Below are 26569 nucleotides of genomic sequence, written 5' to 3'. Positions count from 1 at the left end.
AATTCAGTCGTGGGGCTGGCCCCCGGTTGCAATTCGACACAATTCGGCACGCGCTCGCGTACCGGCAGGCACGCAACTTTCCGTCCCATTGAAAGCACGGTGCAGGCCCCCATCTGAATCGCAATCGTCGGCACGCATGCCCGGCACGCGCGCGCGACGTCTGGCACACTGACGATTCGATTCGCGTTCGATGCGTCCGCACGTCGCACCTCGCTCGCACCCTATTTCAACGCTCCGATGGACGTCACAGCTACCCGCCCTGCCACCCGTGCGCTCGACGTGTTCCACCCGGCCGTCGCCGCGTGGTTCCGCCGCACGTTCGCCGCGCCGACCGGCGCGCAGGCGCTCGCGTGGCCGCACATCAAGGCAGGCCGCTCGACGCTCGTCGCCGCGCCGACGGGCTCCGGCAAGACGCTCACCGCGTTCCTGTGCGCGCTCGACGATCTCGTGCGCGATGCGCTCGCGCACGATGGCACGCTGCCCGACGCGACGCTGGTCGTCTACGTGTCGCCGCTGAAGGCGCTGTCGAACGACATCCACGTGAACCTCGACGCGCCGCTCGCCGGCATCGCGGAATCGCTCGCGCAACTCGGTCTGCCGGTGCCCGCGATCCGCACCGCGGTGCGCACCGGCGACACGACGCAGGCCGAGCGCGCCGTGCTGCGCAAGCGCGCACCGCACATCCTCGTCACCACACCCGAATCGCTGTACGTGCTGCTGTCGTCCATGTCGGGGCGGCAGATGCTGTCGAACGTGCGCTCGGTCATCGTCGACGAAATCCATGCGCTTGCGTCGTCCAAGCGCGGCAGCCATCTCGCGCTATCGCTCGAACGTCTCGACGCGCTGGTCGGCCACGCGCTGCCGCGCATCGGGCTGTCGGCCACGCAAAAGCCGATCGACGCGGTCGCGCGCTTCCTCGTCGGCGGGCCGGCCGACGCGCCGCGCGACTGCGCGATCGTCGACACGGGCCACACGCGCGAGCGCGATCTCGCGCTCGAACTGCCGAACGTGCCGCTCGAACCGGTGATGGCGACCGACGTGTGGGAACAGGTGTACGACCGCATTGCCGGGCTCGCGGCCGCGCATCGCACGACGCTGGTGTTCGTCAACACGCGCCGCACCGCCGAGCGCGTGGCGCGCCATCTTGCCGACCGGCTCGGCAAGGATGCAATCGCCGCGCATCACGGCAGTCTCGCGAAGGAGCACCGCTTCGACGCCGAGCAGCGCCTGAAGCGCGGCGAACTGAAGTTGCTCGTCGCGACCGCGTCGCTCGAACTCGGCATCGACATCGGCGACGTCGATCTCGTCTGCCAGGTGGGTTCGCCGCGCGGCATCGCGCCGTTCCTGCAACGCGTCGGCCGCTCGGGGCACCATGTCGGCGGCGTGCCGAAGGGGCGGCTCTTTCCGCTGTCGCGCGACGAACTGGTCGAATGCGCGGCGCTGCTCGACTGCGTGCAGCGCGGCGAACTCGACGCGCTGCGCATTCCCGAAGCGCCGCTCGACGTGCTCGCGCAGCAGATCGTCGCCGAAGTCGCGTGCACGGAATGGCAGGAAGACGCGCTGTATGCGAGCTTCACGCGCGCCGCGCCGTACGCGCGGCTGACGCGTGAACGCTTCGACGAAGTGATGAAGATGCTCGCCGAAGGGTTCACGAGTCGCCGCGGCGTGCGCGGCGCGTACCTGCACCGCGACGTGGTCGGCGGCACCGTACGCGGGCGCCGCAACGCGATGATGACCGCGACGACGTCCGGCGGCACGATCCCCGACATGGCCGACTACGCGGTGCTGCTCGAACCGCAGGGCATCCAGGTCGGCACCGTCAACGAGGATTTCGCGATCGAGAGCCTGGCCGGCGACGTATTCCAGCTCGGCAACCAGTCGTACCGGATCATTCGGGTGGAAACGGGCCGCGTGCGCGTGGAGGATGCGCAGGGACAATCGCCGAGCATTCCGTTCTGGCTCGGCGAGGGACTCGGGCGCAGCGACGAGCTGTCGGCGGCGGTCGGCCGGCTGCGCGCGCGGCTCGACGCGCTGTTCGCGGACGGCGACCGGCATCCGCGGGCCGATGCGGCGAAGCACGCGAACGTCACCGAGGCCGGCAAGACGACCACCCGCGGCAAACCCCGAAAAGCGGCCACCGAGACTGACGCGCTGTCCGCCTCGCCCGACAACGCGCCCGGCGGCACCGCGCTCGCCGCCACCGAAAGCCGTCTTGCGCCGGCGCTGCGCTGGCTCGTCGAGGATCTCCACCTGTCGCCGGACGCGGCCCGCCAGATCGCCGACTACCTCGCGCGCACCCGCGCCGCGCTCGGCGCCTTGCCGACGCAGGACACGCTCGTGATGGAGCGCTTCTTCGACGAATCGGGCGGCATGCAGCTCGTGATTCATTCGCCGTTCGGCAGCCGGATCAACCGCGCATGGGGGCTCGCGCTGCGCAAGCGCTTCTGTCGCAACTTCAACTTCGAACTGCAGGCCGCCGCGACCGACGACGCGATCATCCTGTCGCTGTCGCTCGCGCACAGCTTCGCGCTCGACGAAGTGTGGCGCTACCTGCGTTCGGCCAACGCCGAGCACGTACTGATCCAGGCGCTGCTCGACGCGCCGATGTTCGGCGTGCGCTGGCGCTGGAACGCGACCACCGCGCTCGCGCTGCCGCGCTTCACCGGCGGCCGGCGCACGGCGCCGCAATTGCAGCGGATGAAGAGCGACGATCTGCTCGCGACCGTGTTCCCCGATCAGGTCGCGTGCCTCGAGAACGTCGTCGGCGAACGCGAGATTCCGCATCACCCGCTCGTCGATCAGACGCTCGACGACTGCCTGCACGATGCGATGGACACCGACGGCTGGCTCGCGCTGCTGCGCCGAATCGAGAGCGGCGCGATCGAACTCATCGCGCGCGACTTGCCCGCGCCGTCGCCGCTGGCGGCCGAGATCCTGAACGCGAAGCCCTATGCGTTCCTCGACGATGCGCCGCTCGAAGAGCGTCGCACGCAGGCCGTGCAGTCGCGCCGCTGGAGCGATCCCGAATCGGCCGACGATCTCGGCGCGCTCGACGCCGACGCGATCGACGCGGTGCGCGACGAAGCGTGGCCGCTCGTGCGCGACGCCGACGAAATGCACGACGCGCTGCTCACGCTCGCATGCGTCGCCGACAGCGAGGCGCACGCGCACGCAGGCTGGCCCGAGCGGCTCGCGGAACTCGCGGAACGCCGCCGCGCGACGAAGCTCGCGACGCCGGGCGGCGCCGCGCTGTGGGTGCCGGTCGAGCGGCTCGTCTGCGTGCGCGCGCTGCACCCGGACGCCCGCGCGACACCGGCGCTCAAGGTGCCGGCCGCGTGCGCGCAGCCTTGGGAAGCCGATGCGGCGCTCGTCGACGTGATCCGCGCGCGGCTCACCGGCTTCGGGCCGCTGACGCTCGATGCGATCGCCGCGCCGCTCGGCCTGCCGCCCGCGTCGGTGGCGACGGCGCTCGCGGCGCTGGAGCGCGAAGGCTACGTGATGCGCGGCCGCTTCACGCCGGGCGCGACGACCGACGAATGGTGCGAACGTCACCTGCTCGCACGCATTCATCGCTATACGGTGAAGCGGCTGCGTCGCGAGATCGAGCCGGTCGAGCGCGCCGATTTCATGCGCTTCCTGTTCCACTGGCAGCACCTGACGCCCGACACGCGCGGCACCGGCCGCGACGCGCTGGCAGCCGTGGTCGAACAGCTCGAAGGCTACGAGGCCGCGGCAAGCGCGTGGGAAGACGCACTGCTGCCCGCGCGGCTCACCGACTACACGGCGGGCGGCCTCGACGAGCTGTGCCGCTCGGGCAAGCTGGTGTGGACCCGCATCGGCGCGCCGGCGCGCGCGGCCGGTACGCCCGTGAAGACCACACCGATCGTGCTGCTGCCGCGCCGCCATCTTTCCGCGTGGCAGGCGCTGCGCGACCCTGATGCACAACCGGCGCTATCCGCACGCGCGACGCAAGTGCGCGACACGCTCGCCGCGCACGGCGCGATGTTCTTCGATGCGCTGCTCGACGAGCTGCACATGCTGCCCGTCGAACTCGAACAGGCGCTCGGCGAACTCGTGTCGGCCGGCCTCGTGAACGCGGACAGCTATGCGGGCCTGCGCGCGCTGCTGAAGCCGGCCGTCAAGCGCAGCGCGACGTATGCGCCCCGCACACGACGCGGCGGCGCGCTGATCGGCGGGATGGACGACGCCGGCCGCTGGGCGCTCGTGCAGCGTCATTCGCAGCCCGACGACGACGCGCACGCATCGAAACGCCGCCTCGCCACGACCGATCCGGACGCGCTCGAACATATCGTGTGGACGCTGCTGCGCCGTTACGGCGTCGTGTTCTGGCGGCTGCTCGAACGCGAAGCCGACTGGCTGCCGAGCTGGCGCGAACTCGTGCGCGTGCTGCAGCGCCTCGAGGCACGCGGCGAGATTCGCGGCGGTCGCTTCGTCGCCGGGCTTGCCGGCGAGCAGTTCGCGCTGCCCGAGGCCATCCCGATCCTGCGCGAACTGCGACGGCAACCGGGCGACGGGCAATACGTGTGCGTGACGGGCGCCGACCCGCTGAATCTCGCCGGCACGCTGCTGCCCGGCGACAAGGTGCCGGCGCTGGCCGGCAATCGCGTGCTGTTCCGCGACGGCGTGCCCGTCGCATCGCTGGTATCGGGTACGTTCCACTACGCGCCCGACCTGTCGCCCGCCGCGCGCGAGGACGCACGCCTGCGGCTCGCGCGCGCCTGCTGACATCGGCTGACACGCACGCGATACCCGACTACTAATCGCCGGGCCGCGCGAGCGCCATCGTTCGGGTAGCATCGAACGATCGACCGCGCGGGCTTGCGCGCGTCGCCCACACAAAACAAGACTTCCGGAGACTGCCGCTCATGCCTTCGCATGCCGATTCGCCCGTTGTCCATCACGCGGGTTCGCTGACCATTTTTCAGGGTGCCGCGCTCTATATCGGCGCGGTGCTCGGCACCGGCGTAATCGCGCTGCCCGCGCTCGCCGCCGAAGTCGCGGGGCCGGCCTCGCTGCTCGCGTGGGCGGCGCTCGTCGTACTATCCGGGCCGCTCGCGGCCACCTTCGCCGCACTCGGCGCCCGCTATCCCGATGCGGGCGGCGTGTCGACCTACGCGCGGCGCGCATTCGGCCCGAAGGCCGCGGCCGTCGTCGGCTGGTGCTTCTATTTCGCGGTGCCGGCCGGCGCGCCGGCCGCCGCGATGTTCGGCGGCGCATACGTCGCGGCCGTCACGGGCGGCGGACACACGACGATCGTCGTCACGGCCGCCGCGCTGATCGCGACCGTGTCGGCCGCGAACGCGTTCGGTGTCACCGTGTCGGGCCGCATGCAGCTCGTGTTGTCGGCGCTGCTCGTTACGTTGCTGCTCGCAGCGGTGCTTGCGTCGGCGCCGCACGCGCGCACCGCGAACCTGCATCCGTTTGCCCCGCACGGCTGGCTCGCGGTCGGCCAGGCCGCCGCGCTGCTCGTGTGGAGCTTCGCCGGCTGGGAAGCGATCACGCATCTCGCCGCCGAATTCCGCCGGCCCGCGCACGACATGCCGCGCTCGGCCGGCATCGCGGTCGTGGTCGTCGGGTTCCTGTATCTGTCGGTTGCCGCCGCGAGCGTGACGGTGCTCGGGCGTTCCGCGGGCGCATCCGGCGCGCCGCTCGCCGAACTGATCGCGGGCGGCATCGGCGGCCATGCGCAGGCGCTGGCGGCCGCCGCCGCGCTGCTGCTCACGCTCGGCACGATGAACGCGTATTTCGCGGGCGCGGCCAAGCTCGGCGCGGCGCTTGGACGCGACGGCGCGTTGCCCGCATGGCTCGCACAGGGCAGCCAGGTGGGCGGCGTGCCGCGCCGCAGCCTCGGCGTGATCGCCGTGCTCGCGGCCATCGCGCTGGCCGCGACGGCGCTGTCGGACGTCGGGCCGAAGCCGCTCGTGCTCGTGACGTCCGGATGTTTCGTGATGGTGTACGGGCTCGGCGCGGCGGCCGCGCTGAAACTGCTGCCGCGTGGCGGCATCGCGTATCGCTGCGCGTGGATTTCGCTGATTGCGGTGGTCGGGCTGTTCATGACGACCGGCTGGTACTTCCTGTTCCCGCTGCTGCTTGCGGGCGGTGCGCTGCTTTATCTGCGGATGGCCGGGCAATCGTAGAGCAAAATGCAGTCGCCATCGCTTGAAAACGCGAAAGTATCACCTCGCCGGCCGACGTTGACTGCAACACCAAAGTTTCCCACCGGTTCTCACGCTTTTACGAGGCACATTAATGTTGTCGCTGGCTTCGACTCGGCGAAGTTCCACGTTACCTAGTCGAGCAATACCGCAGGTATGTCCTCGACGAGACATACCTGCGTGCACATTGAATCAATCAGATCTGGAAACCACAACTCCATTGAACAGAGGGGAAGTCGCTACTACTGGGAATATAGATGGCGTTGTTCTGGATCAAGTGCCCGTCGCCGGTATATTTCGAACTGCCGGTCAAGTATCCCGACGAATCATAGCTTTTTGCGTTGTACGTTCCATCGCTGTTGTATGTGAACTTTGAGAACCCGGTAAGCTTGCCAGTTGATGTGCTAAATCGGTCAGCTTCGATCTGACGCCCCAGATCATCGAATATGTCACGCTCGAAAAGTTTTCCATAGGAGTACTGATAATAATCGTAAATAATATGATTTACACCGAAAAGTGCAACCATTTCATCCGCACCGTCAAACATGTGAGCGACGAAACTATTGTCAGTGGAAAAATCGTACCGATGCGTCGCTCGTCCGTTAGAGTAAAAAATATCCTGTGTCTTGAACCCGTTCGCATTAAAGGTCGCATATTCTGTCATCTTGCCATTGGTGCCGAACAGTGCTGCGAACTGTGAGCCATCGCTATTAAAGACATGAGAAGCGTAGCTGCCGTCGAGATTGAAGTCGATCTGCTTGGTTGCCTTTCCGTCCGCACCAAAGAAAATATCCTGCGTCTGGACACCGGCTGCATTGAACTTCGCATACTCGCTCACTTGACCATTGATGCCGAAAAACGTCGCTGTTTGTGAACCATCGGCAGCAAAGTCGTACTTCGTGTAGCTCTTGTCGAGGTTGAAGTTGTACTGCTGCGTGGCCTTGCCGTTTGCGCCGTAGAAGATGTCCAGCGTCTTGAAGCCGTTGGCGTTGAACTTCGCGTATTCGGTCATCTGACCGGTCGTGCCGTACAGCGATGCGCTCTGCGAACCGTCGGCAGCGAAATCGTATTTCGTGTAGCTCTTGTCGAGGTTGAAGTTGTATTGCTGCGTGGCCTTGCCGTTTGCGCCGTAGAAGATATCCAGCGTCTTGAAACCATTGGCGTTGAACTTCGCGTACTCGGTCATCTGGCCGGTCGTGCCGTACAGCGAGGCGATCTGTGAACCGTCGGCAGCGAAGTCATATTTCGTATAGCTCTTGTCGAGGTTGAAGTTGTATTGCTGCGTGGCCTTGCCATCCGCGCCGTAGAAGATATCCAGCGTCTTGAAACCGTTGGCGTTGAACTTCGCGTACTCGGTCATCTGACCAGTCGTGCCGTAGAGCGAGGCAGTCTGCGAACCATCGGCGGCGAAGTCGTATTTCGTGTAGCTCTTGTCGAGGTTGAAGTTGTACTGTTGTGTGGCTTTGCCATCCGCGCCATAGAAGATGTCCAGCGTCTTGAAGCCATTGGCGTTGAACTTCGCGTACTCGATCATCTGGCCAGTCGTGCCGTAGAGCGAGGCAGTCTGCGAACCGTCGGCAGCGAAGTCGTATTTCGTGTAACTCTTGTCGAGGTTGAAGTTGTACTGCTGTGTGATCTTGCCGTTCGCGCCGTAGAAAATGTCCAGCGTCTTGAAACCATTGGCGTTGAACTTCGCGTACTCGATCATCTGGCCAGTCGTGCCGTAGAGCGAGGCAGTTTGCGAACCATCGGCGGCGAAGTCGTATTTCGTGTAGCTCTTGTCGAGGTTGAAGTTGTACTGTTGTGTGGCTTTGCCATCCGCGCCATAGAAGATGTCCAGCGTCTTGAAGCCGGCGGTATTGAATTTTGCGTATTCGACGATCTTGCCGTTCACACCATACAACGTTGCGGTCTGCGAGCCATCGGCGCTGAAGTCGTACTTCGTGTAGCTGTTGTCCAGCCGGAAGTCGTACCGCTGGGTGGCTTTCCCGTCAGCCCCATAAAATACGTCCTGGAGCTTGAACCCCGTATAGTCGAATTTTGCTTGTTCCTGGATTTGGCCGTTGGGACCGAACAGGGACGTCGTCACGGCACCTTTCAACGAAAGGTCGCCATTCACCATCACCCATCCGCCGTTCAGCAGCGGAATGCCCTTTGTATCAATCGTGAATACTGCCTGGCCATCAACTGTGAAGCTGGTGTACTTGATCATATCGCCCTGGATTTTCTGCCAGTCGACGAGATTCGGATCCATGCCGGAATGCTGGAGAATCCACCAGTCCGCGTAATATTGGGTGTAGGTCAGATATTTGGCAATGGACGGCGGGAGCGTGCCGTAGTATTTCCCTGCGGCGTCGACAAACGCCGTACCGGGATTTGCGAGCGCCTGAGCGGCAGCGGATCCCCACGTTACATTTTTGACGTCGATACCGGCCGACTCCGCCAGTTTATTCAGTTGCAGCGTCAGACGACTGTCGGATAAGTCCGAATGCATGTGACCGGTCGCGCCACCAGTTAGGCCCAACTGGATTGCAACGATGTATTCGGAAAGCAGCGCCACCCCTTCGTTCGTCAAGCCATTGGCAACGGCCTGATCGGGATTCAGCGCAAGCGAACCGCCCATCCCGCCTGGCAGCAGCGCGTGCCCAAGTTCGTGAGCCAGTGTGGTGGCAAAAATATTTGCCGGTTCGCTCCATGTAGGATCGAAGGCGATGACCCTGTCAGTAGGGTTAGCGTAAACCCCTTTACCTATCTCCCCGGTTACGAAAATCCAGCCATCCAAATTGCCGAAAGCATTCAGTTCGCCAGCCAAGAAAGAAGATTTTTTCGCAGCCTCGATAATTGCGTTATATTTTACGGAATTAAATCCAAATCCATCAGCAAGCTTTTTAAGAGCTTTTTTATTGAGATCAACCGCCAATTTAAATCCCCAGTTTTATTTATTTTTTGATATCAATGATAATGCGAGAAAGTTCACCAGCCGGATTAAATCCAACGGTGATTGTCTTATCGATATGACTATCTACAATCTGGCACCGCCACGTTTCGTTTCCGTGGGGAGCAGTAGCTGCACCCGGACCGCCGTGGGGAGATGGCTGCGGAGGCACGCGCACAAATTCACTTTTGAATATCTTTTGAGCTGCATTAAAGTCAGGGCCGCCCTCATACATCCCAAAATTTATCACTGCCGTTGTCACACCAGATTGATTAATTGTCTTTCCGCCTACAAAATTGGCACCAGGAATTGATCCTCCAAAAGCCTCTGGTACTTTTCTTCGCGGAATCACCGAACCCGGCACACTCGCCATAATCGAAATTTGTCGATCCGCGCCGTTAACGTCGTCGAATATACTAACCTCCTCGAGATTAAATATATTTTTCAGATTCTCTTCGGTATAGAACGCATCTTGCAGCAGGAGGTCGCCGTCAAAAATCACCTTGAGGTTCTGAACGAACTCAACAGGAGTTTTCGGTCTGGAAATCATTTGCGCCACCTCTTTTCCACCTTGCAACGAAACGGACTGATTGGTCGGCGAACTCGCTTGTTGCGCGGTATTCAGACGGCTGGTCAATACGGGAGCCATTTGTGGTGCGTCATCAGGTTGTGCATAGCGCAGACTTCCCGGCAACGCGGCCGGCAGGTCGGACGCCGGCACCGGCTGCGCACAACTTATGTTGCTTGCCACGGTAGCGGTCGCCACTGCGGTTGCTGTAATAGCTTTCATCAATACCTTTCCTCTAAAAACCACGTTAATAGAATGGCGCAAAACCTGCTCTGCTTCGTGTCAGGGACATAAAAGCCCTCAAACGTGCACGAGCGGTGGCGCTCAAATTTTTCAAATAAATTCGCTCCTTGACAATTTTACGCTGGAGAACATTACTTCACCACCCGCAATAATTGCTTTTTCTACTCCCCTTGCTTGCGGCGGCACATTAGTTATGCCCCATGCATTATGGAATCGACATTGCCCGCGATGGAGGCAAATAAGGATTCCCCGGCATGCCGAAACCGGATCTCGAAAGATTCTCTTGCGCCCGGCGGGCATTTTTAATATTCTCGATGGTCTGCCGCTCGTTCCTTAATCGCATCAACTCTGCCTGTTTCATACGCGCCGATGCATTTATGCAACGAGTGATCGAGAGACGTTGCTGAAACGTCAGATCTGCCGTGTCAAGCGGGTACCCGTCCGCCTGACGAATCTGGCACCCAAGCTCAGCGCGTGGCGCTTCTTCGGCATGACCTACCGGGATCAATTCGATGTCTGATAACAACAGAACCGCAACAAACAGACCAGCAGATTTTCGTGTCTTCATGAGAGCCTTAACTCGGAACAATAAATACCGGGCACTTTCGAGATGGCATCGCAGGATTAATCCCGCATCGATTTGCGAATCCCGTCCCTAACCGGTTCAAGCAGGTAATCGAATGCCGAGCGCGCATGCGTGCGGATATACACCTCGGTCCGGAGCCCCGGCCCGAGTGCGACCGGCTCCTTGGCGAGACGGTTGGCCTTTTCCAGTGCTTGCGCCGGCACCTCGACCCGGACCACGTAGAAGCGCGTGCGCTTATCGCTGTCGGTCAGCGCGTCTGCCGAAATGTATGTGACCTTGCCGTCGAGCATCGGCGTGGTGCGCGAGTTGTAGGCCGTCAGCCGAACGTCGGCATGGCTGCCCGGCGCGATCTCACGCACGTCATCCGGTCGGATATTCGCTTCCACGATCAACGGCGCCCCTTCGGGGACAACATCAACGATCGGCTCGCGAGGCGCGATTACTGCGCCGATCGTATGTACCTTCAGGCCGACGATCGCACCGTCGACCGGCGCGGTCACGCGGGTACGGGCAGACTGATCGCGAGCTGGGCGTAGCCGCTCGCCAATCTGAATCGCGCGCGTGGTCGCTTCCTTAAGCTGGTCGTCGGCCGCCTTCACATAGTCGTGACGCAGCCCGGCAATTCGGAGTTCGAGATCAGTCTGCCGCTGCTTCGCGCGGCTCAGATCGGCGGCGCCTGACTGGACGCGCGACAGTGCATCAGCCTCGGCCCGCCGCAAATCGAGCACCTTCGTTTCAGCAACGAAACCTTCCTGTTGCAACGTTTCGTTGGTCCGCCGTTGCTGGCGCGTCATGTCGTAGCTGCGGTTCATCGTCTGAATCAACTGCGAACTGATCGCGATTTCCTGGCGGGTCTGTGCCAGTTCGGTGCGCAGCATCGTGCTTTGGTCGACGAACGCACGCCGGCGCGCGATGAACAGCGAAGACTCGCGTGCCAGCAACTCGGCGACGCGCGGATCGTCGCGCTGTTTCTCCAGCGCAGCCGGGAACGCCAGCGTTTCCTTCAGTTCGCGCTCGGCGGAAAGGCGTGCGATCTTTGCCTGTTCCGCATCAAATTGCGCTTGCAACGCCGATAATTCGGCCGCCGGACTCACATTGTCCAGCACAACCAGCACTTGGCCCGCCTTCACACGGTCGCCATCCCGGACCAGGATTTGCTTCACGATCCCGCCTTCCAGGTGCTGCACTGTTTTACGTTCGCCTTCGGTGCGCACCGAGCCCTCTGCGACGACGGCGCCAGAAATCGGCGCGAGCGCGGCCCACACCCACATCAAACCCAGACCGACGACGACCCCGGCGACGCTGGCGCAGATCAACCGGCGCGGCAACGGCAGCACGCTGCCGTCGGATGCCACGGACGCAGGCCGCCAGCGTTTCAGACTTTCGCTCACACGAAGTAAGGGCATGGATGTTCTCATCGGTTGCCTTCCATCGCCGGATCAAGCGTTGGCACCCGGGCGGCCTGCAACGAAGACCGGCTTGCCTGCAACGCGGCGAAATCGATTCCCTGCGGTAAGCCGCTGGCGTCGTCGGTTTGCCCATTCGCTGGGCACGAGCCACTATCGGCCTGCTCCGGTCCAGATGGCATTTCAAGCCGTTCCATTTGACCATCTTTCAGCCGCAATATCCGGTCAGCCAGTGCGAGCAGCGACGGCCGGTGGGTGACCGCGATGATGGTCATTCCATCGGCTTTCAGATGGCGCAGCACGCGTTCGAGCGCGGCTTCCCCCATCGTGTCGAGGCTCGCATTGGGTTCGTCCAGCAGCAGCAGGGCAGGCTCGCCGTACAGAGCGCGCGCGAGGGCGATGCGCTGACGCTGGCCACCGGACAACAACTCTCCCGCGTCACCGATCAGCGTCTCGTATCCATCGGGGAGATTCAGGATCATCTCGTGAACCTCGGCTCGCTTCGCCGCGCGCACGATCGCGGCCGAATCGAGCGGGAGCGGCTTCGCGGTCCGGGCGATGTTTTCCGCGACGGTGCCTGCGAACAGCTCGACGTCCTGCGGCACGTACCCGAGATACCGGCCCAGGGAAGATCGGGGCCACTGCGCCATGTCGGCGCCGTCCAGCCGCACCGCACCTGCCTGCGGTCGCCACAACCCCGCGATGACCCGCAGCAACGTCGATTTACCGGACGCGCTAGGCCCCGTGATCACCAGCGTCTGGCCCGCCGCCAGCGTGAAATTGATACCGCGCAGCAGCAGCCCCAGACCTGGCGTTCGCGACGGCACGCTGAACGCGATCTGCTCGACCCGAATTTCGCCGGTGGGCGGTGGCAACGCGATCGGTTCGGCCTCGGTCTGGCTGACCAGCAGTGCCTCTAGGCGAGGCCATGCCTCGCGCAGTTCGCCGGCCTGCCTCCAGTTGCCAATCAACTGTTCGATCGGCGCCAACGCCTTACCGAGCAGGATGGTCGTAGCCAGCATCACGCCCGGCGTCGCATGGCCCGAAATCACCAGCCATGCGCCGGCCGCCATCATGATCACCTGGATCGCCTGCCGCAGCCCCTTGGTCAAGTCGCGATAAAACGCGCTGCGATCCGACACGTCGCGCTGTGCGGCGATGTAGTCGCGCTTGCGTACATCCCAGGCACCCACCAGGTTTTCCGTCATGCCGAGTACGGTCATGACTTCGGCATTGCGGATGAGGTGCTGGTAGAACGCATCACCCTCCCGCTGCCGCGCAAGGTAAGACTCGATACCCTTGCGCGTAAGCCGGTCGTTGACCATCGCGACACTCACCAACAGCAGTGCGCTGAGCACCGCGATCAGCGCCAAAGACCAATGAAAGAGGCCGATGACGGCTACGTAGACCACCAGCCAAGGCGCGTCGAAAAACGCAATCACGCCCGACCCTGCGAGAAACGCCCGCAGCGTATTGATGTCACCCTGACTCGCGAGCGCGCGCGATGGCAGCCGATAGGCGCGAACGGAAATCTGCGTCTGCAACGCGAGTCGCTCGAGCCGGTTGCCGATTCGCACGCCCAGGTCCGACAAGATCCGGCTGCGGGCAATATCGACGCCGATATTCATCCCGAGTGCGATCGCCATGAAGGCCATCAACATCAGCAGCGTTTGAATGCTCCGGCTCGGTAGCACGCGGTCGTAGACCTGCAGCAGATAGATGGTCGGCGTCAGCAGCAGCAAGTTTGACGCGATACCGAACGCGGCCGCGATCACCAGATGGCGCCTGATGAGTTGATACATCAGTGTCCTCCCGATGCGCCGGAGCTCGCGATGCGGGCAGGCGTGTGCTCGACCAGCATCGTATCGAGTGCCGCAAGGTCGGCCTCGCCCAGGTCGGCGGTGCTCGCTTTCAGCTTGAGCGCTTGGGCGAGCGTTTCAGTACGGGCGCGCGCAAAGTCGCGCTGAGCCCGGTAGAGCTTGTCGCCTGCGTCGAGCACGTCAGCATTCACGCGAACGCCGACCCGGTAGCCGGTCTGATTCGATCGCAATGCGACCGTGGCGGAGCGCACCGCGCTCGCCAGCGCATCGGTCTGCGCCAGTCCCCGTGTGACGCCCAAATACGCGTCGTGGGCCGTGAGCCGGGCACTCCGCTGGGCGTCGTCCAGATCTTCGCGAGCCTTGTCTTCCAGCGCGAGCGCTTCGCGAATCTTGCTGCGGGTCATCAGGCCGTCGGTCAGGGGCAACGAGATCTGGACGCCGACGTAGCCGGAGCTGCCGCGGCTCGCGCCGGTGTAGAAGTTCGTCTGTCCATTGATAAACGCCGCGTTGCCGTTGCTGGCATTCCCGACCAGCGAGACGGTGGGATAGTCACCGGCGCGCGCCTTGTTTCGCTCGCGGCTGGCGAGTTGGATCGCGATCATTTTCCGACGCACCCCATAATCCGCGGTGGCGGCCGTGTCCATCCACTGTTGTAGGTCCTCGGGCGCCACGGGCGGCAGATGTGCATCGCCGCGCCATCCGTCTACTCTGTCGACAGGATGGCCGACAATCTTCTGGAGCGCCGCGTAGCTGGTATCGCGTTGCGTTTGCGCGGCGACTTCATCCGCTCGCGCAGCATCGAAGCCGGCCAATGCCTCGTTCGTATCAACGATGGTCGCATCGCCCAGTGCGAAGCGGCGTTTCGCAAGCGCCAGTTGTTCCGCGACGGCCTTGCGGTGGCCGATGGCAAGCGCAAGGTCGTCCTGTGCATTCAGCGCGGCCAGATAGGCCTGGGCAACGCGAAGGAGCAAGTCCTGCTTCGCTTGAGCCAACGCAAGATCGGCATCCATCGCAAGGAGTTGGCCTTGCTGCCAGTTTTCCCAGGCGGCCCAATTCAAGAGTGGCTGGTTCAGTGTCAAGGTGAAGCCATTTGTCGAATAGCCGGGTATGGTCTGGCCTGGAATCTGCATGCCATTGCGATAGATGACCTGCTGGATACCAACTTGCGGCAACAGTCCCGCTCGCCCCTGCGGGGATTTTTCGATTCCCGCACGCCATGCAGCTTCTGCACTCCTGAACGTAGCATCTTGGGCAAGCGCCTCGCTAGCGAGATTTGCCAGACTCGACGCGTTGGCATACGGAGCCGATATGATCACAAGAAAGCTGGAAATTGCGTTCAGCGCATTGCGCGCAGCGTGCCGAGGACGCCAGCCCTTGAGGTTGGATTCTCGTGACATGCCCCCATCTGTTCGGCTGTGCCAACTGCAGTTGCTCATCGTTTTCCTTTATTTGCGCATCCACTGCAGTTGAGTCCAGCGCAAACGTTTGTCTTGCTGAGCACAGTTGCACGTCACATTGCAGATCTTTTCGAGTGTATAAAAAACATCAATTGGTAAGAATAGAACGAATCCGAATTCCTTTAGAGATTCACTCGAAAGAATCTGAAAATCCAAGCAATTTGAACGTTAGTCGCACTCGATTAATATGCAATCGACCGGTCTTAGACATCGCCCAAAAGGCAAGCGGCCTCGGACATCGCAACCCGACGCCGGGATCGCGCTGAAGGCGCATTAGGTATGTCGGGTAACAGCGACTTTCTATAGTGGTTTGAATAACCACGGTAGGGTGTGCCGTGCAGGAGCAATTTGAATCTTCAATCCAATCAATTTGCGACACGACAGCGGAAATGAACGCCACCGCGAATCGGCAAGCCGCCGCGCCCTCCATGGGACTCACCGGAAAACAGCGTGAGCCTCCATCGGAAATCGGCTGCCCGCCGGTTCACCGGGCACGCGTCAGGCCGGCACCAGCTCGAAGCTGAGCCGTTTGCCGAGCGCGGTGGCCGCGCTCGCGAGCGTCGCCAGCGTGAGGCTCGTGTCGGTTTCGTCGAGCAGACGGTTGAGCGCGGCGCGGCTGGTTTTCATCCGCGCGGCCATCGCCGTTTTCGTGATGTGCTGCGCCTTCATTTCCTGCCCGATCTGCCACGCGATCACGCGCTTGATCGCGGTGGCGGTGGCCGCTTCGAGATTGCCGTCCGCTTCGAGGAAGGCGTCGAAATCGCTGCCGATATGCGGATTGTTCGTGGTCGTCATGTCGTACTCCAGGTGCATGGCGTTGCCGGCTGCCCGACCGTCGGAGACGGTGCGTTCCGGCGCAACCGGGGAATTCAGATGGCGTGCGTCAGCGCTTTCAGGCGCGCGACGGTGACGTCGAGATCGTCCGACGGCGTGGCCCGCGACTGCTTGAAGAAGCCGTGCAGCAGCACCATCGTGTCGCCCACGACGGTAAACAGCACGCGTGCGCTTCGCCCCGGCACGGCCACGCGGATCTCCCACACATTCTTCGCCATCTTGCGGACCAGCGGCATGCCGAGCGGCCAGCCGAGTTGAACGGTCTTGATCTCTTCGCCGATCGCCCTTCACTCCACGCGCCCGAGCGCGTCGAGCCATTCGCGCACCGGCTCGTTGCCGCGGGCCGTCCGGAAAAACCGCACACCGAGCGTGACCTGAATCTGCTGTCTCGCCATCGTCTTGTCGTCCATCGTATCAAAAATGGTACGATATGCCAAGCACCCCGATGACGGCTACTGGCCGGATGGCCGATCCTGCAGCAAGAAAGAGAAAGGGATCGGCCCGGCGCATCGCCAGGCCCGATGGATCAACGCTTGCCGCGAGCAGGCTTGCGCGCCGCGTGTGGCGCCCGCTGCGGGCGCGCATCGCCGAACCGCGACCGTGCGATGTCGCGCACCGCGTCGATCAGCGTCCGCGCGACCGGCGACGGCTGCGCATCGGTACGCAGCACGAGCCCGACCGGCTCGTCGGTGCCCGCCGACGGCAGCGGCAGGCCCGCCAGCGCACCTGCCGACAGATCGTATTCGGCCGCATAGAGCGGCACGAACCAGACCGCGTCGTTCTCGAGCGCCAGCGCGCGCGCGACCGATACCGACAGCACCTCGATGAATGAATCCAGCGGCGGCGCGCCGCATGCGCCGAGCAGTTGCTCGGCGGACTGGCGAATCAACGTGCCGAACGGCGGCAGCACGACCGGATAGCGCGCCAGCTCGGCGGCCGGCGCCGTGCTCGCGAGCAGCGGATGCCCGGCGCGCACGACCGCGACGAGCGGCTCGTTGTACAACTGCTCGAACGCGAGCCCGATCATCCGCTCGGGCTCCGACAGCCGCCCGATCGCGCATTCGATCGCGCCGGATTTCAGACGCTCGAGCAACTCGGCGTTCGCGGCCGTCGCGATCCGCACGACGATGCGTGGCCAGCGCGCGGTCAGCGCCTTCATCAAGGCCGGCGCGAGCGAGGCCGCGACGGTCGGCAGCATGCCGATTTCCAGCGTCGCGGCGGCGGCCCCGCCCTCCCGCGCCAGCAGCCCGACGCCCTGCCGCAGCGCCAGCACGCACGCGTTCGCATGCGGCATGAACAGTTGCGCTTCGCGGGTGGGCTGCGCGCCGTGCCGGCCGCGCTCGAACAGCTTCACGCCGAGGATCGCCTCCAGCTCGGCGATCGTCTTGGACACGGCCGGTTGCGTGATCGACAGGCTTTCAGCCGCCTTCTGCACGCCGCCCAACTGCGCGACCGCGAGAAAACACTGCAGGTGCCGGAATTTGACGCGGCCGTCGGCGATACGGTTATTCATAACGAGCAGTTATGCGAATGACGATGAATCGCCATTTTGCATAACTTTCCGGAAAGGCCCAAGCATCCGGCGCGGCGTCACGCATGGCGCCGCAGCGCATGGAATCCGGTCGGCTCCCAGATCCGCTTCGCGATCAGCAGGGCCGTGCCGTGCTTCTGCCCCAGCGGCGCGGAGGACGACTCCGCATGCAGCGCCGCCGCCTTGCTGGCGAGCCTCCGCAGCTCCTGTTCGAGCTCCGCGGCAGCTGCATCCGTCAGCATCCCCTGCAGGAACGTCATCGTCTCGCCCGGGCCGTCGAAGCGGCTGCCGAGAAAATCGTCGAGCACGTGCGCATGGAAATAACGGCGAATCGGCCCGCCCGGCAGCCAGTCGAAATCGCGCGCGACGCGCACGCGAATCCGGTCGCCGGGCAGCAGCGCGATCACGTTCATCCGGTCGAGCATCAGCAGATATTTCACGCACTCGGCCTGCGTGAGCCGATAGGCCGACACGATGTCCTGCACGGTCCAGTAGTTGATCGCGCAAACGGCGACGAGCAGCAGCTTCTCGTCCGACACGAGCAACGCCTCCTGCTGCTCCGTCAGCACGCGCAGGCGCGGCGCGGACGCCGACGCTTCCTGCACGAGTTCGGCGAGCGTATAGCCGAGCAGTTGCGCGATCTCCGCGACACGCTCCAGCGTGAAGCGGCCGCTCGCGAACAGCCGCTTCACGCTCGTCTCGGACACGTCGAGCGCACGCGCGACATCGCGGTAAGTCATTCCCTGCGCCTTCAGCTGGCGCTTCAGCGTTTCGATGAGTTGGGCGGTCTCGGTCATGGCAGTATCAAAAAATGATGCTCGAGGTCGGATATTAGGCTACTCGCGCATCCACATCAGCACTTTGGGTTACTTGTCTGCATAATCCGCTCCGTCCTGTCACGCAACGACGGAGCCGAAATGACCGCCCGAATCGACACCACGCCCTGCGAACCGCGCCGCGCCACCCCGCGCGATGCACGCGACACCGATCGCACGATGCCGCTCGCCACCATCCGCACGCTGGCCGCCGGCGCGCACGTCGGCGATCTCCTGTTCATCCGCGCGCCGGCCAGTGGGCCACAGGCCGCGGCTGGCGCGGCCGGCACGTGGGCCAACCGCTTCGGCATCGTCGTCGATACGTCGGGCGACGAACCGCTGATCGCCGAACCCACCGCGTTCGCGTGGACCAAGCTCACGCCGCTGTCGCGCTTCGTCGCCCGCACCGACGGCGGACGCATCGCGCTGGCACGCCGCGTCGCGGCAGCGTCGGCCGACGCGCAGCGCCACGTCCATGCGCTGGCCGAACAGCGAATCGATGCGCTGTTCGGCAGCCGCCTCGCCCTGCGTGCGCGGCGCGGCTTCTGCGCGCGGTACGTGGCCGACGTGCTCGGTGCCGGCCACGCGTCGACACCGTCGGCCCTGCTGCGCAGCGGCACGCTGGCGCTCGAATTCGACGGGATCGTCTTCGATCCCCGCCACCCATGACGACGGGCACGCTCGGGGAGACCGCATAACAACGAGAACGAACGATAAAAAACAGCGACGGGCTGGCTGGAGGGCCGTGCACGGGGTCGTCACCGACGACGCGAAGCCCGATCGTTTTTTCCGCCGGACAGGCTGCCTGTCCGGCGGAATTTTCATTGGAGGCACCACCATAACGAACGGTTATGCGATTCGCGAAAAAAGGTCATTTTGCATAACTTTCCGGATTGGCTAAAGTCGTGCCATCCACTTCGCGAAAAACTGACAGGAGACGCCCGATGGATTCCCCCACGATCCTCACGCCGCGCGACTGGCCGTCGCATCCGGCCTATGTTCACCCCGAGTACCGTTCGTCCGTGAAGCGCGGCCCGACCCGCCCGCTGATCCCCTTGAAGGAGAAGCTGCGCGACCAGTACGCGCCCGTCTACGGCGCGGAAGATCTCGGCGCGCTCGACCACGACCTGACGAAGAATGCCGTGAAGAACGGCGAGCCGCTCGGCGAGCGGATGGTCGTCACCGGCCGCGTGCTCGACGAGGGCGGCAAGCCCGTACGCAACACGCTCGTCGAGGTGTGGCAAGCCAATGCGGCCGGTCGCTACGTGCACAAGGTCGACCAGCACGACGCGCCGCTCGATCCGAACTTCCTCGGCGCAGGCCGCTGCCTGACCGACGACGAAGGCCGCTACCGCTTCCTGACGATCAAGCCCGGCGCGTATCCGTGGGGCAACCATCCGAACGCGTGGCGCCCGAATCACATCCACTTCTCGCTGTTCGGCGATTACTTCGGCTCGCGTCTCGTCACGCAGATGTACTTCCCCGGCGATCCGCTGCTCGCGTACGACCCGATCTTCCAGGGCACGCCCGAGGCCGCGCGCGACCGCCTGATCTCGCGCTTCTCGATGGACATCACCGAAGAAGGCTATGCGCTCGGCTACGAATTCGACATCGTGCTGCGCGGCCGCGACGCCACCCCGATGGAGCGCTGAACCATGACGACGCTGAAGCAAACCCCTTCGCAGACAGTCGGCCCGTACTTCGCGTACGGCCTGTGCCCGCAGCAATACGACTACGACCTGAAAAGCCTGTTCACGCCGACGATCGCCGCCGCGCACGCCGAAGGCGAGCACGTGCTGCTGGTCGGCCAGGTGTTCGACGGCGACGGTAACGTCGTTGGCGACGCGGTGCTCGAATTCACTCAGGTGGACGGCGCGGGCCGCTATCCCGCGTCGCGCGACGACATTGCGAAATCCGGCTTCACGGGCTTCGCGCGGGTCGGCACGGGCACCGATCCGCAGCAGCGCTTCGTCGTCGAGACGGTGAAGCCGGGCCGCGTCGCCGCCGACGAGGCGCCGCACATCAACGTGACCGTGATGATGCGCGGGATCCTCACCCATGCGTTCACGCGCGTGTACTTCGACGACGAAGCCGCCGCGAACGCGGCCGACCCCGTGCTGAACGCGGTGCCGGCCGAGCGCCGCGCGACGCTCGTCGCGAAACGCGACGCGCAGCCGGGCCGGCCGGTCGTCTACCGCTTCGACATCCGCATGCAGGGGCCGGACGAAACCGTGTTCTTCGACGTTTGACACATACGCCGGCGCGCGCCGGCTTCACCTGCAACCGCACCGCCGCGTGGCGCGATGCCGATCGGTATCGCGCCACGCGGCGTTTGGGCGATCCGTCGCCGGCATTCGATGGTGCGCCGCACCGTGACGCGCGGCGCGCGGGGATGGCTGTCGTCATCGGGTTCCCGCCCCGATATCGAACACGCAATCGGCGCGCATGCTGCGGCAGCACATGAATCGTCGGGTCGACACGATATCGTTTGCGCGTTATGCAGCGTATTCTTTGCTATCCGCAACAAGCCGGCAGGATTGAATCGAACGAGGAAACAATGACAGGTGTCATGCGCGGCGCTGCCCGACCAGCGGCGCGCGCATTTTTCAGACAGAGTGCCTTTAAACGCGTCTGGCCGAAGTTGGCGGACGCGTATTTTTTTGCGGCAACCGCTTAGCGACGACTCTCCAGATACCGGCTCGGCGTGTCGCCCAGAATGCGGCGAAACGCCGACGTGAACGCACTCGCGCTCGCGTAGCCGAGATCGAGCGCGACGCGCGTCACCGGCTGCCCGTCGGTCAGGCGGGCAATTGCAGCGAGCATGCACACCTGCTGGCGCCACGCGGCAAAACTCACGCCCGTCTGCGCGCGGAACTGCCGCGTGAACGTGCGGCGGCTCACGCCCGCGGCGGCCGCGACCCGATCGAGATCGGCCGCGATCGACGGCGCCGCGAACAGGTGCCGGCACACCTTCGCGAGCCGCGCGTCGGCCGGCAGCGGCGCATGCAGCGACAGGCGCGGCATCGTCGCGATTTCCGCGACCAGCAGATCCATCAGCTTGCCCGCGCGGCCATCGACGTCGTACATCGCCGGCAGGTCGATCGCATCGTCGATCAGTTGCCGCAGCAGCGGCGACACGCCATACACGCCGCACTGCGCGGGCAGCCCGGCCGCCTGAGCGGCGGCGGTGGACACGAACGTGTTGAGCATCGTGACCGGGCCGGTCATCGTCATTTCGTGCCGCACGCCGGCCGGCACCCAGCACGCGCGCTGCGGCGGCACCAGCCAGCGGCCGTGCGGCGTCGACATGCTGATCGTGCCGCGCGACGCGAACGCGAATTGTCCGCGCACGTGCGCGTGTTCCGGAAACGTCGTGCCCGCCGCAAAGTCGTTGGCGGTCACGACCACGCTCCGGGGAATGTGTTCGTAGGGATCTAGCAGCGTATTTCTCACGGCCCGAATTCCATCATCAATGACCCGATATCGAAGGCGGGTCGCCTTCGAACGATCTACGATCCGCTCCACCGTTGCGCCATCTCGCGGCCGCAACACCCGCCGGCCCGGTCGGCCGGATGGCAACCTCATCGGAACGAATATGCCGAATACGTTTCATCGCGTGGGGGACGGCCCCCACCCTGTTCTCGTGCTGCACGGCTGGTTCGGCGACGCCCACGCGTTCGAACCGCTCGAAGCGTGGCTGTCGCGCGAGCGCTTCAGCTATGTATTCATGGACTACCGAGGTTACGGCCGTATGCGCGACGCCCGCGGCGATTACACGATCGACGAGATCGCCGCCGACACGCTCGCGCTCGCCGACGCGCTCGGCTTCCCGACCTTCAGTCTCGTCGGCCATTCGATGGGCGGCATGGCGATCGAGAAGATCGCCGCCATCGCACCCGATCGGGTGCGCGCGCTCGTGGCGATCGCCCCCGTGCCGTGCGGCGGCCTGCCGTTCGACGCCGAGCGACGCGCACTATTCGAGCGGGCCGCCGATCACCTCGCCGATCGCCGGACCATCATCGACCGCAGCACCGGCAACCGGCTGCCCGCCGCCTGGATCGAGTGGAAAGCCGCGTATTCGGCCGCCTGTTCGTCGGCGCGGGCATTCGGCGCGTACTTCCGCGCGTGGGCCGATACGGATTTCAGCGCGGCGATCACGGGCATCCATCCGGTAAAGGTCCTGATCGGCGAGCACGATCCGGCGTTCGACGCGGCGCTGATGGCCCGCACCTACCTGCGGCGCTATCCGCTCGCCACCGTCGATGTGCTGCGCAATGCGGGGCATTATCCGATGAACGAAACGCCGCTCGCGCTGGTTGCGGCAATGGAAGCATTCCTGCTCGCCGCGACGGCCCGCGCCGTCGCGATCGGCTGACCGGCCGCGCGCCGGCGGCATCGTCGCGGCACGCATCACCGGAGCATGAACGACATCGCCGACAGGCTGTTCAGCGTGCGCACCGCGTGCTCGACCGACGGGCCGTCGAAGCGCAGCGTCACCGCATCGACGCGCTCGAGCGACGGCAGCACGCAGAACAGGTCGGCGAGCGCGACCGTCTGCACGCGCAGCGTGCAAGCGGCCGGCGTGGGCCGATGCGTGCCCGCGCGCACGCCGGACGACAGCGCACGCGCGACCGTTTCCCGTGCGGCGGCCGCAATCCGCGCGCACGACGCCGACGGCGTGAGCGTCTCGCCGCTCGATGCGCCGCCGGCCGTCTTGACCGTCTCGAAACGCGCGTCCGGAAACAGCGGCTGCGTTTCCTCGGCGAACACGTCGTCGCCCGTGGCGAGCGCGACATGCGCGCCGTATTCGCGCGCCAGCGCGCCGTACAGCCCGGCTTCGCCGAGCTCGACGCCGTTGAGCCACACCTGCGTGAACGCAAAGCTGTTGATCGTGTGCGCGAGCACGCCGCGCGTCTGCGATTTCGCGTGATAGCCGATCATGAACACGAGATCGGGCTGCTGTTCGACGCCCGTCATCATCCCGAGCGTGCGCGGCTTGCCGAGCACGACGCGCGCCCGCGCATCGAGCCCGTCGGGCAGCAGGTTGCGAAAGCCGCCATGCGAATCGTTGACCCAGACGGCCTGCGCCCCACCGGCAAACGCGCCTTCGATCGCCGCGTTGGCCTCGGCGGTCATCCAGCGGCGCGCGCGCTCGTATTCCGGGTTGCCGGCACGCGTCTGCTCGGTCGCGAATACGCCGGCGACACCCTCGATGTCGGTCGAAATCAGGATCTTCATGACAGGGTCGAACGTCCTTCGTTGTATGCGTTGAACCACCGGTCGAGATCGGGCACCGCGTCGCGCAGCGATTGCCGCACGTGGCCGTCGCGCCCGATGACCGTTACCGCCTGCAGCAACGCGTCGGCGATCGCATGCTCGACGCTTTCGGCCGCGGCCATGAACAGCGGATCGAGCGCCGCGTCGGCCACGAGGGCCGGCAGCGCGATCGTCGATGCGTCATGCGCAATCGTGTAGGCGGTCGAGAAGGCGAGCGCGAGGTCGCCGCTGCCATGCCCATAGACGGAGCCCGTGCGGGCCAGCCCGGCTCCCGCGCGGCGCGCGAGCCGCGACAACTGCCGCGCGTCGAGCGGCGCGTCGGTCGCCAGCAGCAGAATGATCGAGCCCTGCTCGGGCGCCGCCGCGTGGGCGGCTTCGACCGCGCGCCGTTGCGCGACGATGCGCCCGAGCGGCACGCCGCCGAGCGTCAGCATCGGCAGCCGGCCGAAATTCGCGAGCACGAGCGCGCCGACCGTATAGGGGCGGCCGGCCGCGACGGCCACGCGCGACGCGGAACCGATCCCGCCTTTCAGGTCGAAGCACGACATCCCGCGCCCGGCGCCCACCGCGCCGCGTGCGACGTCGCGCGACGCCGCGCGGCACGCGTCGTCGTAATGCGCGGCGGTGACCGCGAACGCCTGGATGTCGTTCAGGTAACCGTCGTTGCACTCGAACACGAGCGGATTGACGGTCGGCCAGTCGCGGCCGATCCGCGGATTCGCGGCGATCGCCGCGCGGATCTGCGCGTGGGCGACCGCGCCGACGCCGAACGTATTGGTCAGCGCGACCGGCGTATCGAGCGTGCCGAGTTCGTCGACCTGCACGAGCCCGACGCTCTTGCCGAAACCGTTGATCACGGCCGCCCCCGCCGGCACCTTGCTGCGGTACACGTCGCCCGGATGCGGCTTCACGACGGTCACGCCCGTCTGCACGTTGCCGGCGTCGAGCGTGCAATGGCCGACCGTCACGCCCGGCACGTCGGCGATCGTGCCGCGCGGGCCGGCCGGCAGTGTCGCGGTCCACATCGGCGCAGCCCGCATCAACGGCGCTCCAGCTTCGGATCGAGCGCGTCGCGCAGCCCGTCGCCGAGCAGGTTGAACGCGAGTACGGTCAGGAAGATCGCGAGACTCGGGAAGATGGCGATGTGCGGCGCCGTCACCATGTCCGCGCGCGCCTCGTTGAGCATCGCGCCCCACTCCGGCGTCGGCGGCTGCGCGCCGAGCCCGAGGAACGACAGGCTCGCGGCGGTGATGATCGACGTGCCGATCCGCATCGTGAAGTAGACGACGACCGACGACACGGTGCCCGGCAGGATGTGCCGCATGATGATCGTCCAGTCGGACGCGCCGATGCTGCGCGCGGCCTCGACGTAGGTCATGTGCTTGAGCATCAGCGTGTTGCCGCGCACGAGCCGCGCGAACGCAGGGATGCTGAAGATCGCCACCGCGCAAATCACGTTGATCATCCCGTTGCCGAGGATCGCGACCACGCCGATCGCGAGCAGGATGCCCGGGAACGCGAACAGCACGTCGGCGACGCGCATCGTGATGCGGTCCCACCAGCCTTCGTAGTAGCCGGCGAGCAGCCCGAAGAACGTGCCGATCACCGCGCCGAGCGCCACCGAAAAGAAGCCGGCCGCGAGCGAGATGCGCGTGCCCGCGACGATCCGGCTGAAGATGTCGCGGCCGAGCGAATCGACGCCGAACCAGTGCACGGCCGACGGCCCCGCGTTCAGCGCGTCGTAGTCGAAATAGTTTTCCGGATCGAACGGCACGATGTGCGGGCCGACGAACGCGAGCACGACGAGCGCCAGCACGAAGCCGCCCGCGACGAGCGCGACGGTCTGCTTGCGGAACTTGCGCCAGAATTCGCGCCACGGCGTGCGGATCGCGGTCGGTGCGGCCGGCGCCGCGGGCTGGACAGTCGCGTTCATGCTGGCCTCACTTGAACCGGATGGTCGGGTTGATGACCGCGTACAGCACGTCGACGGTCAGGTTGATCAGGATGAATTCGAGCGAGAACAGCAGCACGATCGCCTGGATCACCGGGTAGTCGCGCATCGTCACCGCGTCGACCAGCAGGCGCCCGAGCCCCGGCCAGTTGAACACGACCTCGACGACGATCGAGCCGCCGAGCAGGAAGCCGAACTGCAGCCCCATCATGGTGACGACCGGGATCATCGCGTTGCGCAGGCAGTGCTTGAGCACGACCATCGGCTCGTGCACGCCTTTCGCGCGCGCGGTGCGCACGAAGTCCTCGTTCAGCACCTCGACGAACGACGCGCGCGTGAAGCGCGCCATCACGGCCGCGACCGCGGCGCCGAGCGTCAGCGACGGCAGCACGTAGCTCTTCCACGTGCCGTCCGGCACGACCGGCAGCCAGCCGAGCTTCACCGAGAAGATCTCCATCAGCAGCATGCCGAGCGCGAATGCCGGAAACGAGATGCCCGACACCGCGAGCGTCATGCCGAGCCGGTCGGGCCAGCGGTTGCGCCAGACCGCCGACGCAATGCCGATCGCCATGCCGAACAGCGTCGACCACCCCATGCTGACGAGCGTCAACAGCAGCGTCGGCATGAAGCGCTCGCCGATCTCGGTCGACACCGGCCGCTTGCTGCGCGTCGACACGCCGAAATCGCCGTGCGCGATCTTCGCGAAGAAACGCGCGAATTGCGCCGGCAGCGGCCGGTCGAGCCCGAGATCGGCGCGCACGAGCGCGACGGTCGCCTCGTCGGCTTCGGGGCCGGCCGCGAGCCGCGCCGGGTCGCCCGGCAGCAGATGCACGAACAGGAACACCAGCACCGCGACGATCGCGAGCGTGGGCAGCAGGCCGAACAGGCGCTTGACGAGGAAATTCAGCATGGGACACCGATCGAATCAGCGCACCGGCGGCTCGCGCCGCCGGCACTGCGTGGCGGGCAA

The 26569-nt window shown here is 65.0% G+C and carries 20 protein-coding genes and 1 pseudogene; 6 read left to right on the top strand and 15 right to left on the bottom strand.

Annotated features, from left to right (window positions below; all coding sequences use genetic code 11):
• Positions 1-237: 237 nt before the first annotated feature.
• Both CFB89_RS21460 and CFB89_RS21455 read left to right on the top strand, forming a co-directional pair.
• Positions 238-4746: a DEAD/DEAH box helicase gene (locus CFB89_RS21460; protein WP_089469633.1), complete on the top strand. Its 4509-nt coding sequence runs from the start codon at positions 238-240 to the stop codon at positions 4744-4746.
• 140 nt (positions 4747-4886) lie between these two features.
• Positions 4887-6158 (top strand): APC family permease, encoded by a 1272-nt coding sequence (locus CFB89_RS21455; protein ID WP_089469632.1) that lies wholly within the window; start codon positions 4887-4889, stop codon positions 6156-6158.
• 214 nt (positions 6159-6372) lie between these two features.
• On the opposite strand, the gene CFB89_RS21450 is transcribed toward CFB89_RS21455, so the two are convergent.
• The 10 genes and pseudogenes from CFB89_RS21450 to CFB89_RS21415 all read right to left on the bottom strand — a co-directional run bounded on the left by CFB89_RS21450 (position 6373) and on the right by CFB89_RS21415 (position 18353).
• Positions 6373-9096, bottom strand: a complete 2724-nt coding sequence (locus CFB89_RS21450) for a hypothetical protein (RefSeq protein WP_144030146.1) — start codon at positions 9094-9096, stop codon at positions 6373-6375.
• Positions 9097-9115: 19 nt separating this feature from the next.
• On the bottom strand, positions 9116-9901 hold the full coding sequence (locus tag CFB89_RS34425) for a hypothetical protein (RefSeq protein ID WP_144030145.1): 786 nt from the start codon (positions 9899-9901) through the stop codon (positions 9116-9118).
• A gap of 226 nt (positions 9902-10127) precedes the next feature.
• Positions 10128-10490, bottom strand: a complete 363-nt coding sequence (locus CFB89_RS34420; protein WP_144030144.1) for a hypothetical protein — start codon at positions 10488-10490, stop codon at positions 10128-10130.
• A 56-nt stretch (positions 10491-10546) separates the two neighbouring features.
• Entirely contained in the window at positions 10547-11914 is a 1368-nt protein-coding gene (locus CFB89_RS21445; RefSeq protein WP_256979733.1) for an HlyD family type I secretion periplasmic adaptor subunit, read from the bottom strand.
• An 8-nt stretch (positions 11915-11922) separates the two neighbouring features.
• Positions 11923-13716 carry a type I secretion system permease/ATPase gene (locus CFB89_RS21440; RefSeq protein WP_089469629.1) on the bottom strand — a complete coding sequence of 598 codons (1794 nt, stop codon included), beginning with the start codon at positions 13714-13716 and terminating at the stop codon, positions 11923-11925.
• On the bottom strand, positions 13716-15131 hold the full coding sequence (locus CFB89_RS21435) for a TolC family outer membrane protein (RefSeq protein ID WP_256979732.1): 1416 nt from the start codon (positions 15129-15131) through the stop codon (positions 13716-13718). The genes CFB89_RS21440 and CFB89_RS21435 overlap by 1 nt, the downstream gene beginning before the upstream one ends.
• Before the next feature lie 558 nt (positions 15132-15689).
• Positions 15690-15986, bottom strand: coding sequence for an XRE family transcriptional regulator (locus CFB89_RS21430; RefSeq protein WP_089470553.1), 297 nt, complete (start codon positions 15984-15986; stop codon positions 15690-15692).
• Positions 15987-16060: 74 nt separating this feature from the next.
• Positions 16061-16420, bottom strand: a pseudogene (locus tag CFB89_RS21425) (type II toxin-antitoxin system RelE/ParE family toxin).
• A gap of 131 nt (positions 16421-16551) precedes the next feature.
• Positions 16552-17538, bottom strand: a complete 987-nt coding sequence (gene pcaQ, locus CFB89_RS21420) for a pca operon transcription factor PcaQ (protein ID WP_089469627.1) — start codon at positions 17536-17538, stop codon at positions 16552-16554.
• A gap of 77 nt (positions 17539-17615) precedes the next feature.
• Positions 17616-18353, bottom strand: coding sequence for a helix-turn-helix domain-containing protein (locus CFB89_RS21415; RefSeq protein WP_050010837.1), 738 nt, complete (start codon positions 18351-18353; stop codon positions 17616-17618).
• A 120-nt stretch (positions 18354-18473) separates the two neighbouring features.
• On the opposite strand from CFB89_RS21415, the gene CFB89_RS21410 reads away from it, so the two are divergent.
• From CFB89_RS21410 to pcaG, 3 genes are all read left to right on the top strand, one after another.
• On the top strand, positions 18474-19040 hold the full coding sequence (locus tag CFB89_RS21410) for a YiiX/YebB-like N1pC/P60 family cysteine hydrolase (protein ID WP_089469626.1): 567 nt from the start codon (positions 18474-18476) through the stop codon (positions 19038-19040).
• Between the two features lie 275 nt (positions 19041-19315).
• On the top strand, positions 19316-20023 hold the full coding sequence (gene pcaH / locus CFB89_RS21405) for a protocatechuate 3,4-dioxygenase subunit beta (RefSeq protein WP_006489685.1): 708 nt from the start codon (positions 19316-19318) through the stop codon (positions 20021-20023).
• 3 nt (positions 20024-20026) lie between these two features.
• Complete coding sequence (gene pcaG / locus CFB89_RS21400; RefSeq protein WP_089469625.1) at positions 20027-20620, top strand: protocatechuate 3,4-dioxygenase subunit alpha; 594 nt, start codon at positions 20027-20029, stop codon at positions 20618-20620.
• A 424-nt stretch (positions 20621-21044) separates the two neighbouring features.
• Here pcaG and CFB89_RS21395 read toward each other — a convergent pair whose 3' ends face one another.
• Positions 21045-21824 (bottom strand): helix-turn-helix domain-containing protein, encoded by a 780-nt coding sequence (locus tag CFB89_RS21395; protein WP_089469624.1) that lies wholly within the window; start codon positions 21822-21824, stop codon positions 21045-21047.
• A gap of 142 nt (positions 21825-21966) precedes the next feature.
• On the opposite strand from CFB89_RS21395, the gene CFB89_RS21390 reads away from it, so the two are divergent.
• Positions 21967-22746 carry an alpha/beta fold hydrolase gene (locus CFB89_RS21390; protein ID WP_089469623.1) on the top strand — a complete coding sequence of 260 codons (780 nt, stop codon included), beginning with the start codon at positions 21967-21969 and terminating at the stop codon, positions 22744-22746.
• 35 nt (positions 22747-22781) lie between these two features.
• Here the strand turns inward: CFB89_RS21390 and CFB89_RS21385 are convergent, their stop codons facing one another.
• Genes CFB89_RS21385 through gsiC form a run of 4 tightly spaced genes read right to left on the bottom strand, consistent with a single transcriptional unit; the run spans position 22782 to position 26509 of the window.
• The gene (locus CFB89_RS21385; protein ID WP_089469622.1) at positions 22782-23609 is read right to left on the bottom strand and encodes a M55 family metallopeptidase; all 828 of its coding nucleotides are present in this window, start codon (positions 23607-23609) and stop codon (positions 22782-22784) included.
• A complete protein-coding gene (locus tag CFB89_RS21380; RefSeq protein WP_089469621.1) occupies positions 23606-24688 on the bottom strand; it encodes a P1 family peptidase in 1083 nt (360 codons plus the stop codon). The genes CFB89_RS21385 and CFB89_RS21380 overlap by 4 nt, the downstream gene beginning before the upstream one ends.
• The gene (gene gsiD / locus CFB89_RS21375) at positions 24688-25581 is read right to left on the bottom strand and encodes a glutathione ABC transporter permease GsiD (protein ID WP_089469620.1); all 894 of its coding nucleotides are present in this window, start codon (positions 25579-25581) and stop codon (positions 24688-24690) included. The genes CFB89_RS21380 and gsiD overlap by 1 nt, the downstream gene beginning before the upstream one ends.
• Before the next feature lie 7 nt (positions 25582-25588).
• On the bottom strand, positions 25589-26509 hold the full coding sequence (gsiC, locus tag CFB89_RS21370; protein ID WP_089469619.1) for a glutathione ABC transporter permease GsiC: 921 nt from the start codon (positions 26507-26509) through the stop codon (positions 25589-25591).
• Positions 26510-26569: the final 60 nt, after the last annotated feature.

Origin of the sequence: Burkholderia sp. AU16741 (assembly GCF_002223345.1) — a bacterium.
Classification (GTDB): Bacteria; Pseudomonadota; Gammaproteobacteria; order Burkholderiales; family Burkholderiaceae; genus Burkholderia; species Burkholderia sola.
The sequence above is the reverse complement of the archived record's forward strand: the minus strand, read 5'-3'. Positions and strand labels throughout refer to the sequence as shown.